Raw genomic sequence first — 13,149 nt, 5'->3', positions numbered from 1 at the left:
CGCAAGGGTCTTGCCGGGCTCCCGCCCGCCGTGCCATATATGTCTAGACCTTTAAGGAAGCCGAGGAAGGCACCCCGTGCGACGCAGCGCCCCCACGCTCGCCCTCTGCCTGGCCGCCCTGAGCCTCACCGCCCTCACGGCCTGCACCGCGCCCGACACCGAGCCCCCGCCCGCCCCCGGCGGACTGACCGCCCAGGCCGGCAGCGCCACCAGCGTGCACGTCATGTGGGACGCGGCGGCCGGCCGGGACGGGGTGATCGGCTACCAGGTCTTCGAGGCCGACCGCCTGGTCCGCGAACTCCCGGCCGAGAAGACGATGGTGGACGTCACCGGCCTGGCCCCGCAGACCGGTTACGCCTTCACGGTCCGGGCCAAGGACGCCGCCGGGAACCTCTCCGAATCCGGCCAGGCCGTCCGGGTGACCACCCCGGCGGCCAAGGCCGAGGACCGCACGGCCCCCAGCACCCCGGCCGCCACCACCGCCCGCGCGAGCGGCCCGCGGTCCGCCCAGGTTTCCTGGACGGCGGCCACCGACGACACCGGCGTGACGGCCTACGACGTCTACCAGGGCGGTGTTCGCATCCACACCGCCGGCCCCGGCGAGAGCGGCACCGCACTGACCGGGCTCCAGCCGGACACGGTCTACACCTTCACCGTCCGGGCGCGCGACGGGGCCGACAACTCCTCCCCCGACGGCCCGGCCGTGGACGTGACGACCCCGCCCGCCTCCGGCGACGGCCCGGGCACCGCCCCCGCCGAATTCGCCGCCACCGCCTCCCCGGGCGCGGTCACGCTGACCTGGAACGCCCCGGCCACCGGACGCGAGACCACCGAGTACGAGCTGTACGTCAACGGACTGCCCACGACTGTCATCCAGTTCGGAGCGGGCGCGGTGCCCAGCGGCCGGGCGGAGCACCGGGTCACGGTGACCGAGCCGGCCGGCACCATATGGACCGTGAAACTGCGGGCCAGACTCCCCGACGGCAACTGGGGATCCTTCTCCGCGGAGCGGCGGATCACCCTCGTCGTGTGAAAGAAGGTACCGATCCGGCCTGAACGGCATTGCCGCACAGGAAGATCGCGCACAATACATCCGTGTTCGGTGAGTACTCGTTCAATGACAATCAGGCAGACTCCGCGGACGGCGACCCCGGGCCGGGCTCCCGCCCGGTCCCGGGCAACCTGCCTCCGGAACCAGCGAGCTTCATCGGCCGGGAGCGTGAACTCCAACTGCTCGAGGTCCTGTTGCGCGATCGAAGACTGATCACACTCACGGGGGTGGGCGGCGTCGGCAAGTCGCGGCTCGCCCTGCGGGCCGTCGCCGCCGCCCGCCCGGCGCGGCCCGACGGGGTCTGGTGGACGGAGCTGTCGCCGCTGCGCGATCCGAGCCTCCTCACCGCCACCGTCGCCCACACGGTCGGTCTCACCGAGCACTCCCCGCGCCCGCCCGACGAGGAGTTGTGCGCGTGGATGGCGGACAAGGAGCTCCTCCTGGTACTGGACACCTGCGAGCACCTGGTGGCCGACTGCCGCCACCTCGTCGGTGAACTCCTCCAGTCCGCACCGGGACTGACGATCCTGGTCACCTCCCGCGAGCCGCTCGGCATGCCGACCGAGGAGGTCGTCGAGGTCCGGCCGCTTCCCTGCGAGGGCCCCGACAGCGACGCCCTCGCCCTGTTCCGGGCCCGGGCCCTGGCCGCCGCCCCGCAGGCCGCGGCCGTCTTCACCGACCCCGTACGGACCGCGGTGGCCGCCGAGGTGTGCCGGCGCCTGGACGGCATCCCGCTCGCCCTCGAACTCGCGGGCGCCCGAGTGCGGTTGTGGACGCTGGAGCACATCGCCGAGCGGATCGGCGAACGCCTCGAGGTCCTGTCGGACACCCGGGCCGCCCTGCCGCTCCGGCACCGGACGATGCGCACCACCATCGGCTGGAGCCACGAACTGTGCGAGCCGCTGGAGCGCCTGCTGTGGGCCCGGCTCTCGGTCTTCACCGGCGACTTCGACATCGCGGCGGCCCGCGCCGTCTGTTCGGGCGGCCCGCTGCCCGCCGCCCACGTGGAGCGGGTACTCGCGGGCCTGGCCGCCAAGTCCGTGGTCCTGCGCACCGAGGAACGCGGCGCCGGGGCCCGCTACCGGATGCTGGACACGATCCGCGAGTACGGGCAGGACTGGCTGACCGAGCTCGGCGAGCGGGGAATCGTCACCGACCGGCACGCCCACTGGTACGCGGCCCTCTCCCAGGCCGCCGACCCGGGCTGGATGGGCCCGGGGCAGGTGGACTGGTACCGCAGGATCACCGCCGAGCACGCGCAGCTGCGTACCGCCCTGGAGCACCTGCTCACCGCGGACCCGACAGCGGCGCTGGAGATGGCCGGGGCGCTGTGGTTCTACTGGTTCGCGTGCGGGCACGTGCACGAGGGCCGCGGCTTCCTGGAACGGGCCCTGCGGGCCGCTCCGCGTACGGGCAGCGCGCACAACCAGGCCCTCTGGGCTCTCGGGCTCACCGCGCTGCTCCAGGGCGACATGGAGGCGGCCCAGCGGCTCGGGGACGCGTGCTCGCGGGACGCCGCCCGGCTCGCGGACCCCGAGCGGGAGCAGCGCGCGGGCTATCTGCACGCGGTCTCACTGATGATGCCCGGCGACCCCGTACGGGCTCTGCAGCTCGCCGGTCCACGGGCCCGGGCCGGCCGCGGCGGGCGGACCAGCGGGGTCGGTTGGCTCCTGTGCAAGCTGGCCACCGGCTACGCCCTGTGCGACCTGCGGCGTTTCGAGGAGGCGACCGAGGAGGCGCGGTCACTGCGGGAGGCGTGCGTGGAGCTCGGCGAGCGCTGGCTGCGGGCGTACGCGGACTACGTCCTGGCGGTGGCCGCGCTGGGCCTGGGGGACCACGGGGAGGCCGCCCGGCATGTTCGGGCCATGCTCTCCGGGAAACGGCTGTTCGGCGACCGCCTCGGCATCGCGCTGGGCCTGGACCTGCTGGCCGCGGCGGTGGCCGGGATGGGCGACGGGGAGCTGGCGGCACGGCTGCTGGGCACCGGGCACGCCTGGTGGCGCACGGTGGGCCGGCCGCAGATGGGCGGCTCGCCCTCGCTGACGGCCCTGCGGGACCAGGGCGAACAGCAGGCCCGCGCGGCGATCGGTGACACCGCGTACGAGACGGCGTTCATGGGCGGCGCGGCTGCGCCCACCGGCTGACTGGTGGCGGCGGCCGGTGGGCCTGGAATGCCTGGATCCTGGGCTCCCGTCAGTACGGGAGGGTTCTGCCCGACGGTGTGCGCAGGTCCAGGTCTCGGGGGGCGGGCTTGGGGACGGGCTTACGGATCAGCTGCTGGCGCATGCTGCCTCCTCGCTCAGACCAGGGCCGGGCGGCGGGGTTCCACCGTGCGGCTGTCGGGGAGCAGTTCACCGGTGTCGTCGAACACCACGACTCCGTTGCACAGCAGGCTCCAGCCCTGTTCCGGGTGAGAGGCCACAATGCGGGCGGCGTCGTAATCGGCGCTGTCGGCGGTAGGGCAGGGTGGCTGGTGGGAGCACATGGCGCACCTCCTCGCGAAGTGGGGCGGGAGCGCCGGTCACCCGGTCGAATCCGCGATCCACGGTGGCGGTGAGTATTACTGATCGCCGCCCCCGGACGGAACCCATATTCGCCGTCCAGTTCAGGGTGTGTATGCCCGATTACCATGCGCTCATGCCCGCTATCCGGATCATTCACCGCACGTCTTTCCCGCCGGTCGAGGCGTGGCCGATGCTCACGGACTGGGAGCGCCACGGCGCGCAGGTCCCGCTCACCCGGACGATCATCGAGACGGATCCGCCGACGCACGTCGGAACGATCTTCACGGCCCGCACGGGCGTGAGCAGGATCACGTTCGACGACCGCATGGAGGTCGTCGTCTGGCGACCCCCCGCGGAGGGTTTGTCAGGATTGGTCCGGCTCGAGAAGCGCGGCCGGGCGGTGACGGGCTGGGCAGAGATCGAGATCGACGCCCTCGCCACGGGCGGCTCGGAGATCCACTGGCGCGAGGACCTGCGGCTGCGCGGCCTCCCCCGCGCCCTGGACCCGGTGGTCGCGGCGGCGGGCCGGCTGCTCTTCGGCCGGGCTCTCGCCCGGCTGCTGCGGCCCTGAGGACGCGGGCTAGGGTGCCGTGATCACCGCGCCGGTGATCACTGCCCGATCGAGGAGATCCCCGTGGCCACTCCGCCACAGCCCCAGCCCCAGCACGGCGGCCCGTACGACCCCTACACCGCGCCCGTCCCGCCCCGGAGCGGCCCGTCCGGCCCCGGATACGCCGGACCGCAGCCGTACGGCGCGTACGGCGCCCACCCGGAGCCGGGCCGGTACGGCTGCCGGCTGTGCGGGGCCTGGCCGGCCGCACACGCGACCGTACGCGGCCACCAGGGCATGATCGTGCTGATGCGGTTCCTGAGCCTGCGCGGCCCCTTCTGCCGCGACTGCGGGCTCGCGACCTACCGCCGGATGTCGTCGGACACCCTGTGGCAGGGCTGGTGGGGGCCGCTGTCCCTGTTCATCACGCCCGTGACCCTGCTGATGAACCTGGGCCCGCGCGCGGCCTTCCGTAAACTCGCACCCCCGGCCGGCGGCCACCGGCCCGCGCTGGACCCCGGCAGGCCCCTGTGGCGCCGGCCCCCGGTCCTGCTCCTCCTCGTTCCCCTGCTGCTGCTCGTCCTCGCGATCCCGGTCCTGATCCTGATCGGCGCGGTGGTCGGGGACGACGCCCCTCGGCCGCTGACCTCCGGGCAGTGCGTGCGCAACACGGGCGACTGGCAGCTCGTCGTCGCGGACTGCGGCTCAGCGTCCGCCGAGTACAGGGTGCGCCGGCCGTCGCCCGCCACGGGCGGCCCGTGCGGTCCCGGCGACTTCCTGGCCCACCCCGAGTACAGCGCCGACGGCACCCTCAACTGCCTGACGCCCCTGCGCTGAGCGAAGGGGCCCGAACCCCGCACGGGTCCGGGCCCCTTCGGCAGGGCTGCTAGCGAATCGGCATACCGGAGATCGTGCGGGCGATCACCAGGCGCTGGATCTCGCTGGTGCCCTCGAAGATCGTGTAGATGGCACTGTCCCGGTGCATCCGCTCCACCGGGTACTCGCGGGTGAAGCCGTTGCCGCCGAGGATCTGGACCGCCTGCGCGGTGACCTTCTTGGCGACCTCGCTGGCGAAGAGCTTCGACATTGAGCCCTCCGCCGACTCGAACGGCCGGCCCGCGACGGCCATCCACGATGCCCGCCACACCAGCAGCCGGGCCGCGTCGATCTGGGTGCGCATATCGGCGAGCTGGAAGGCCACGCCCTGGTTGTCGATGATCGGGCGGCCGAACTGGGTGCGGGTCTTCGCGTAGTCGAGGGCGACCTCGTACGCCGCGCGCGCCGTGCCGACGGCCATCGCGCCGACCGCGGGCCGCGAGGCCTCGAAGGTGGCCATGGCCGCGTTCTTCACCCGCTCGCCGCCACCGCTGCGCGCCCGCTCGTGGGCCCGCGCGAGGCGCTCGTCCAGCTTCTCCTTGCCACCGAGCAGGCAGGAGCCGGGGATCCGTGCGTCCTCCAGCACCACCTCGGCGGTGTGCGAGGCACGGATGCCGTGCTTCTTGAACTTCTGACCCTGGGACAGGCCGGGGGTGTTCGGCGGGACGATGAAGGAGGCGTGCCCCTTGGTGCCCAGCTCGGGATCGACGACCGCGACGACGATGTGGACGTTGGCGATGCCGCCGTTGGTGGCCCAGGTCTTGGTGCCGTTGAGCACCCACTCGTCCTTGGCCTGGTCGTAGACCGCGCGGGTGCGCATCGAGCCGACGTCGGAGCCCGCGTCCGGCTCGGAGGAGCAGAAGGCGGCGACCTTCACGTCGTTCTGGTCCCCGTACATCTGCGGGATCCAGGTGCCGATCTGCTCCTCGGTGCCGTTGGCGACGACGCCGATGGCCGCGAGTCCGGTGCCGACGATGGACAGCGCGATACCCGCGTCGCCCCAGAAGAGCTCCTCCATCGCCATCGGGATGCCGAGGCCCGTCGGGTCGAAGAACTGCTGGGCGTAGAAGTCCAGCGAGTAGATGCCGACCTTGGCGGCCTCCTGGATGACGGGCCAGGGAGTCTCTTCGCGCTCGTCCCATTCCGCGGCGGCGGGTCGCATCACATCGGCGGCGAAGCCGTGGATCCAGTCCCGTACCTGCTTCTGGTCGTCGTTCAGCTCCATGGTGAACTCCGCCATGTCCCCTCCACCTGTCTGTACTCGTCCCTGCGCCGGTTACTAGCGGTAACCTATGCGAAGACCACAGTATGTTACTGACGAGTAAGCACTGTCAAGCACCGTCGGCACCGGCCACGACGCCGGACGGGACCACCGCCGATTCGATCGACCAGGTGCGCCGGGTGTTACGTTGCGTGGGCGTCACGCACATCGCAAGGGCGGGGAGAGAAACACGTCATGGAGACCACTCAGCGGGCAGGCGAGCCAGGAGCGGCCGAACGCCGCCGGCGGGAACTGCTCGAAGCCGCCGACCGAGTCGTGCTCAGGGACGGCCCCAAGGCCTCCATGAACGCGATCGCGGCGGAGGCCGGCATCACCAAGCCCATCCTCTACCGGCACTTCGGGGACAAGGCGGGCCTCTACCAGGCCCTGGCCGTCCGGCACACCGACGCCCTGCTCGACTCGCTGCGCGCCGCGCTCGACGCCCCCGCCGAGCGGCGCCGCCGGGTGGAGGCGACCCTCGACACCTACCTCGCCGCGATCGAGGCCCGCCCGCAGGTCTACCGCTTCCTCATGCACCCGGCCGAGGACTCCCACACCGCCGAGCACGGCTTCGACGTCGGACAGCACTCGGCGCCACTGCTGCGCAGGCTCGGCGAGGAGCTGGCCGAGGTGATCGCCGAGCGGGTGGACCTCGGCCCGGACGGCGAGCGGCTCGCGCGGATCTGGGGCCACGGCATCGTCGGCATGATGCACGCGGCCGGCGACTGGTGGCTCGGCGAACGCCCCTGCGGCCGCGCGGAGTTGGTGGCCGGCCTCACCGACCTCCTCTGGGGCCGCCTGGCCACGGCCGGCAACCGCAAAGACGGCCCAGGCTTCTAGCCCACACCCGCCCCCGGCCCATTGCAGCCCCGCGGGGGCCCACTCCAGCCTGGGGCCGGCCCCCTCCCAGCCGAAGCCGGACTTGCCGCCGGGGCGGGACCGGTTAGTCGCGGAGCGCCTTCGCGCCCCACGGGGTCTTGCGGATGGCCCGCCGCAGGCGACGGGCCCGCAGGCCGCTCACGCGCTCCGCGTACACGGTGCCGCCCAAGTGATCGCACTCGTGCTGCAGGCACCGCGCGAAGAACCCGGTACCGGCGATCCGCACGGCCGCCCCGTCCGACGTGACGCCCTCCACCACCGCCTGGTCGAAGCGGACCGTCCCCGCCTCCAGCCCCGGCAGGGACAGGCACCCCTCCGGCCCGAGGAACTCGTCCCCGTCGGCGCTCACCAGCCGCGGGTTGACGATGTGCCCGACGTGGCGGACGTCCTCGTCGTCGGGGCAGTCGTAGACGAAGACCCGCAGTCCGACGCCGATCTGGTTCGCGGCGAGCCCGACGCCCTCGGCGGCGTACATCGTCGCGAACATGTCCTCGATGAGCCGGTCGAGATCCGGGCCGAATTCGGTGACTTCCGCGCACGCGGAGTGGAGCACCGGATCACCCAGCAGGCTCATGGTGCGGACGAGGCCGGTGGTACCGGGGAGGGGGCGCTGTCGCATGGCCGTAAGCCTACGACGGGCGACTATATGAGGAGATCCGAGGCGGGGCGGGGGCGCCGCGGTCAAGGCCCGGGCCGGTACTGGATAGGCTGGGGCCGACCGACGCAAGGAGGACAAGGGACGATGGCAGGCAACACGGAGCCGCTTTCGCCGCGGGCCAAGCTGGCCGTGACGGCGGGCAAGGCCGCAGCGGCGGTGTCGCGGGCCGCGGGACGCGGAAGCGGATCGGTGATCGGTGGCAAGGTCGCACTCAGACTCGACCCCGATCTCCTCGCCGCGCTGGCGCAACATCTCGATGTCGTCCTCGTCTCCGCGACGAACGGCAAGACCACGACGACCCGACTGATCGCGGAGGCCCTGCGGGCCAGCGGTCCGGTCGTCTCCAACGCCCTCGGCGCCAACATGCCCGCCGGCATCACCTCGGCGCTGGCCGGCGGCTCCGACGCCAAGTACGGCGTCATCGAGGTCGACGAGAAGTACCTGGCCGGGGTGGCCCGGGACGTCACCCCCAAGGTGATCGCCCTGCTCAACCTCTCCCGCGACCAGCTGGACCGCGCCGCCGAGACCCGCATGCTCGCGGAGAAGTGGCGCGAGGGGCTCCAGGGCTCCAAGGCGGTCATCGTCGCCAACTGCGACGACCCGCTGATCGTGTGGTCCGCCTCCTCCTCCCAGAACGTGGTGTGGGTCGCGGCCGGTCAGGAGTGGAAGGACGACGCCTGGTCGTGCCCCTCCTGCGGCGGCGTCATGCAGCGTCCGGGCGACGACTGGTTCTGCGGCGAGTGCGGCTTCCGCCGCCCGACCCCGACCTGGGTGCTCTCCGGCGACCACGTCCTGGACCCGCACGGCAGCGCCTGGCCGATCCACCTCCAGCTGCCGGGCCGCGCCAACAAGGCCAATGCCGCCACCTCCGCCGCCGTGGCCGCCGTCTTCGGCGTCCCGCCGCAGGTCGCGCTGGAGCGGATGTACCAGGTGCAGGCCGTCGCCGGCCGCTACGACGTGGTGAACTTCCAGGGCCGTGAGCTGCGGCTGCTGCTCGCGAAGAACCCGGCGGGCTGGCTCGAAACGTTTTCGCTGATCGATCCCCCGCCGACCCCGGTGATCCTCTCGGTGAACGCGCGCGGCGCCGACGGCACCGACACCTCCTGGCTGTGGGACGTGGACTACCCGCGGCTGCTCGGTCACCCGATCTTCGTCATCGGTGACCGCAAGCTGGACCTCGCGGTCCGCCTCGAGGTCGCGGGCCTGGACTTCCGGGTGTGCGAGACCCTCGACGAGGCCGTGCAGCTCGCGCCGCCCGGACAGATCGAGCTGATCGCGAACTACACCGCCTTCCAGGACGTGCGCCGCCGCGTCGGCAACTAGTACCCATAAGGACAAGAGCATGAGCGACAACAGCCTGCGTCTGGTGTGGGTCTACCCCGACCTGCTGAGCACGTACGGAGACCAGGGCAACGCCCTCGTGGTGGAGCGCCGGGCGCGCCAGCGCGGCCTGGACGTGCAGCGCGTGGACGTGCGCAGCGACCAGCCCATCCCCACCTCGGGCGACATCTACCTGATCGGCGGCGGCGAGGACCGGCCGCAGCGCCTGGCCGCGGAGCGCCTGCTGCGCGACGGCGGTCTGGAGCGCGCCGTCTCCAACGGGGCGATCGTCTTCTCCGTCTGCGCCGGGTACCAGATCCTCGGCCAGGAGTTCGTCAACGACCAGGGCCAGCGCCAGGAGGGCCTCGGCCTGCTGGACGTCGTCACCGTGCGCGGTGAGGGCGAGCGCTGCGTCGGCGACGTCCTCGCGGACATCGACCCCCGGCTGAACCTGCCGCAGCTGACGGGCTTCGAGAACCACCAGGGCGTGACCCACCTCGGGCCGACGGCCAGGCCGTTCGCCCGGGTGTCCATGGGCCGCGGCAACGGCACCGGCGACGGTACCGAAGGCGCGTACAACGACACGGTGTTCGGCACGTACATGCACGGCCCCGTGATGGCCCGCAACCCGCAGATCGCGGACCTGCTGCTGAAGCTGGCCCTCGATGTGAACGCCCTGCCGGCCATAGACGACCGGTGGTACGAGGCGCTGCGCGCGGAGCGCATCGCCGCCGCGACACAGCCCGCGTAGCGCCCTTCGGACCGCTCATCGGGGCGGCCCCCTCATCATGTGTTCGGCCCGGTTTTCCCTAGGGGGAACCGGGCCGACGTGGTTTCGCACGACGAGTGCGACCAGCATGTGGAGGATGGTTCAGCCCACCGCTCCACCGCTTGTAGGGTGGCCGTAGTTCCAACCGGACGACGTGGTCCGGTCGCCGGCCCACGTTGCAAAGGTCCGTTCCTGCCATGCGCATAGGTGTGCTCACTTCCGGTGGCGACTGCCCCGGTCTCAACGCCGTCATCCGCTCCGTCGTACACCGCGCCGTCGTCGACCACGGCGACGAGGTGATCGGCTTCCACGACGGCTGGAAGGGCCTTCTGGAGGCGGACTACCGCAAGCTCGACCTCGACGACGTCGGTGGCATCCTCGCCCGCGGTGGCACCATCCTCGGCTCCTCCCGGGTCCAGCCCGCGCACCTGCGCGACGGTGTGGAGCGCGCCCGCGGCCACGTCGCGGACCTCGGCCTCGACGCGATCATCCCGATCGGCGGCGAGGGCACGCTGAAGGCGGCGAACCTGCTCTCCGAGGCCGGTCTGCCCATCGTCGGCGTCCCGAAGACCATCGACAACGACATCGCGTCCACCGATGTCACCTTCGGCTTCGACACCGCCGTCGGGGTGGCCACCGAGGCGCTGGACCGGCTGAAGACCACCGCCGAGTCCCACCAGCGCGTCATGGTCGTGGAGGTCATGGGCCGCCACACCGGCTGGATCGCCCTGCACTCGGGCATGGCCGCCGGCGCGCACGCGATCGTCGTGCCGGAGCGCCCCTTCGACATCGATCAGCTGACGGAGATCGTCGGCGAGCGCTTCTCCGCGGGCAAGCGGTTCGCGATCGTCGTGGTCGCCGAGGGCGCCAAGCCGCGGCCCGGCTCGATGGACTTCGAGGAGGGCGGCACCGACATGTACGGGCACGAGCGGTTCGCCGGCATCGGCAACCGGCTCGCCGTGGAGCTGGAGCACCGCCTGGGCAAGGAGGCCCGGCCGGTGATCCTGGGCCACGTCCAGCGCGGCGGCACACCCACCGCGTACGACCGGGTCCTCGCCACCCGCTTCGGCTGGCACGCCGTGGAGGCCGCCCACCGCGGCGAGTTCGGCATGCTGACCGCGCTGCGCGGGACGGACATCGTGATGGTGCCGCTCTCCGAGGCGACCTCGACCCTCAAGACGGTCCCGGCCGAGCGGTACGACGAGGCGCAGACGGTTCTGTGACGCCCCTTTTGTGACAGGCCGCCCCCGCGCGCACGCGCGTCCGGGGGCGGCACTACTGTGGTGGGGCGCCACAGTCAAGGGAGTGAACGGATGGACCACAGCGGGCACGGCATGGACATGAACATGGACCTGCCGCCGTTCACTCTCGGGCGTGGACTGGAGTTCTCCTTCGACGCTTTCTTCCTGATCGGCTCGCTGGTCGGGCTCGCCCTGTACGGGTGGGGCGTGCTGCGGCTGCGTCGGCGCGGGGACTCCTGGCCGCTGGGCCGGACGATCGCCTTCACCGCGGGCGTGCTGACCGTGCTCCTCGTGATGTGCACCAAGCTGAACGACTACGGCATGGTCATGTTCAGCGTGCACATGGTCCAGCACATGGTGATCAGCATGGTCACCCCGATCCTCGTCCTGCTGGGCGCTCCGGTGACGCTGGCGCTGCGCGCGCTTCCGCCCGCCGCCCGCGGTCACAAGGGTCCGCGCGAGGTCCTGCTGATGCTGCTGCACAGCCGGTACATGAAGGTGATCACCCACCCGGCCTTCACGATCCCGATGTTCATCGCGAGCCTCTACGCCCTGTACTTCACCCCGCTCTTCGACTTCCTGATGGAGAGCAGCACCGGGCACATCGCGATGATGGTCCACTTCTTCGCCGTCGGCCTGATCTTCTTCTGGCCGATCATGGGCATCGACCCGGGTCCGCACCGTCCGGGCTACGTCATGCGGATGCTGGAGCTGTTCGCGGGCATGCCCTTCCACGCCTTCTTCGGCATCGCCCTGATGATGGCGAGCCAGCCGATGATCAAGACGTACGCGAACCCGCCGGCGTCCCTCGGCATCGACCCGCTGCTCGACCAGCAGTGGGGCGGCGGCATCGCCTGGGCCTTCAGTGAGATCCCCTCGGTGCTGGTCCTGATCGCCCTCGTCTACCAGTGGTACCACTCGGAGCAGCGGGCCGCACGGCGGTCCGACCGGGCCGAGGACCGCAACGGCGACAAGGAGCTGGAGGCGTACAACTCGTATCTCGCCTCGCTCCAAGCGCGTGGCCGGTAGCGCGATCCCGCCTTCGCGCGCCACCATGGGGCATGACCGGATCCGTTAAGGCGATGGCAGTCATGACCTTCGCCGCACTGGTGGCCGTAGCCGCGTATTCCGTGGCCCTCGGCAGCAACGGCTGGCTGTGGTTCGGCTGGGTGGTGCTGGGGTTGCTGACCGTCGGGATGGCCGCCTCACGCAATGTCTGAGTAAGGTCCCTCCCGCCCCCTGCATCCCGCGACTCACCGTCCGTAAACTGGCGGTGACAACGGGATATCGACAGGAGCGGCCTGGTGTTCTACCACTTGCTCAAGCACGTGTTACTCGGTCCCCTGCTGCGGCTGCTGTTCAGACCTCGGATCGAGGGCCTGGAGAACATCCCGGCCGAGGGTGCCGCGATCGTCGCGGGCAATCACCTGTCGTTCTCCGACCACTTCCTGATGCCCGCGATCCTCAAGCGGCGGATCACTTTCCTCGCGAAGGCCGAGTACTTCACCGGCCCCGGGGTCAAGGGCCGGCTCACCGCCGCCTTCTTCCGCAGCGCCGGGCAGATCCCCGTGGACCGCTCGGGCAAGAACGCCGGACAGGCGGCCCTGCGCGAGGGGCTGTCCGTGCTGGCCAAGGACGAGCTGCTCGGCATCTACCCGGAGGGGACGCGCTCGCACGACGGCCGGCTCTACAAGGGCAAGGTGGGGGTGGCCGCGATGGCTCTGGGCGCCGGGGTACCCGTGATCCCCTGCGCCATGGTCGGCACCTTCGAGATCCAGCCGCCCGGGAAGAGGATCCCCAAGATCCGGCGGGTGACGATCCGGTTCGGCGAGCCGCTGGAGTTCTCCCGGTACGCCGGGATGGAGGGCGAGCGCGCCGTCCTGCGGGCGGTCACCGACGAGATCATGTACGCGATCCTCGGGCTGTCCGGCCAGGAGTACGTCGACCGGTACGCGGCCGAGGTCAAGGCCGAGGAGGAGGAACAGCGGAAGAAGGCCCGGCGCACCGCGCGCTGAGCCTTCTCCCACCGGTCCTCGCACG

At 71.6% G+C, this 13,149-nt stretch carries 14 protein-coding genes; 11 read left to right on the top strand and 3 right to left on the bottom strand.

Translation table 11 applies throughout. From position 1 onward, the window contains the following. Positions 1-76 precede the first annotated feature (76 nt). Together ACIQZO_RS22700 and ACIQZO_RS22695 are read left to right on the top strand one after the other, a co-directional pair. Positions 77-1,033 carry a fibronectin type III domain-containing protein gene (locus tag ACIQZO_RS22700; protein ID WP_403628803.1) on the top strand — a complete coding sequence of 319 codons (957 nt, stop codon included), beginning with the start codon at positions 77-79 and terminating at the stop codon, positions 1,031-1,033. Positions 1,034-1,095: 62 nt separating this feature from the next. Then, entirely contained in the window at positions 1,096-3,195 is a 2,100-nt protein-coding gene (locus ACIQZO_RS22695) for an ATP-binding protein (protein WP_403628800.1), read from the top strand. 155 nt (positions 3,196-3,350) lie between these two features. Here the strand turns inward: ACIQZO_RS22695 and ACIQZO_RS22690 are convergent, their stop codons facing one another. Then, entirely contained in the window at positions 3,351-3,536 is a 186-nt protein-coding gene (locus ACIQZO_RS22690) for a DUF5999 family protein (protein WP_403628797.1), read from the bottom strand. A 152-nt stretch (positions 3,537-3,688) separates the two neighbouring features. Between ACIQZO_RS22690 and ACIQZO_RS22685 the strand changes: the two genes are divergently transcribed. Then, positions 3,689-4,126: an SRPBCC family protein gene (locus ACIQZO_RS22685; RefSeq protein WP_403628795.1), complete on the top strand. Its 438-nt coding sequence runs from the start codon at positions 3,689-3,691 to the stop codon at positions 4,124-4,126. A 63-nt stretch (positions 4,127-4,189) separates the two neighbouring features. Continuing rightward, positions 4,190-4,942, top strand: coding sequence for a hypothetical protein (locus ACIQZO_RS22680; RefSeq protein WP_403628792.1), 753 nt, complete (start codon positions 4,190-4,192; stop codon positions 4,940-4,942). 49 nt (positions 4,943-4,991) lie between these two features. Here ACIQZO_RS22680 and ACIQZO_RS22675 read toward each other — a convergent pair whose 3' ends face one another. After that, positions 4,992-6,221, bottom strand: a complete 1,230-nt coding sequence (locus ACIQZO_RS22675; RefSeq protein WP_403628789.1) for an acyl-CoA dehydrogenase family protein — start codon at positions 6,219-6,221, stop codon at positions 4,992-4,994. A gap of 216 nt (positions 6,222-6,437) precedes the next feature. Here ACIQZO_RS22675 and ACIQZO_RS22670 point away from each other — a divergent pair, with 216 nt between their 5' ends. After that, complete coding sequence (locus tag ACIQZO_RS22670; RefSeq protein ID WP_403628786.1) at positions 6,438-7,082, top strand: TetR family transcriptional regulator; 645 nt, start codon at positions 6,438-6,440, stop codon at positions 7,080-7,082. A gap of 103 nt (positions 7,083-7,185) precedes the next feature. Here ACIQZO_RS22670 and def read toward each other — a convergent pair whose 3' ends face one another. Next, positions 7,186-7,740, bottom strand: a complete 555-nt coding sequence (def, locus tag ACIQZO_RS22665; protein ID WP_403628784.1) for a peptide deformylase — start codon at positions 7,738-7,740, stop codon at positions 7,186-7,188. 123 nt (positions 7,741-7,863) lie between these two features. Here def and ACIQZO_RS22660 point away from each other — a divergent pair, with 123 nt between their 5' ends. From ACIQZO_RS22660 to ACIQZO_RS22635, 6 genes are all read left to right on the top strand, one after another. After that, entirely contained in the window at positions 7,864-9,102 is a 1,239-nt protein-coding gene (locus ACIQZO_RS22660; protein ID WP_403628782.1) for a MurT ligase domain-containing protein, read from the top strand. Positions 9,103-9,121: 19 nt separating this feature from the next. Then, on the top strand, positions 9,122-9,850 hold the full coding sequence (locus tag ACIQZO_RS22655) for a glutamine amidotransferase (protein WP_351293874.1): 729 nt from the start codon (positions 9,122-9,124) through the stop codon (positions 9,848-9,850). A 215-nt stretch (positions 9,851-10,065) separates the two neighbouring features. Next, positions 10,066-11,091 (top strand): 6-phosphofructokinase, encoded by a 1,026-nt coding sequence (locus ACIQZO_RS22650; RefSeq protein ID WP_403628778.1) that lies wholly within the window; start codon positions 10,066-10,068, stop codon positions 11,089-11,091. A gap of 90 nt (positions 11,092-11,181) precedes the next feature. After that, complete coding sequence (locus ACIQZO_RS22645; RefSeq protein ID WP_403628776.1) at positions 11,182-12,138, top strand: cytochrome c oxidase assembly protein; 957 nt, start codon at positions 11,182-11,184, stop codon at positions 12,136-12,138. Positions 12,139-12,170: 32 nt separating this feature from the next. Continuing rightward, a complete protein-coding gene (locus ACIQZO_RS22640; RefSeq protein ID WP_403628774.1) occupies positions 12,171-12,329 on the top strand; it encodes a hypothetical protein in 159 nt (52 codons plus the stop codon). Positions 12,330-12,413: 84 nt separating this feature from the next. Further along, positions 12,414-13,124 carry a lysophospholipid acyltransferase family protein gene (locus ACIQZO_RS22635; RefSeq protein ID WP_403628772.1) on the top strand — a complete coding sequence of 237 codons (711 nt, stop codon included), beginning with the start codon at positions 12,414-12,416 and terminating at the stop codon, positions 13,122-13,124. Positions 13,125-13,149: the final 25 nt, after the last annotated feature.

Source organism: Streptomyces sp. NPDC097617 (assembly GCF_044761485.1).
Taxonomy (GTDB): domain Bacteria; phylum Actinomycetota; class Actinomycetes; order Streptomycetales; family Streptomycetaceae; genus Streptomyces.
The sequence above is the reverse complement of the archived record's forward strand: the minus strand, read 5'-3'. Positions and strand labels throughout refer to the sequence as shown.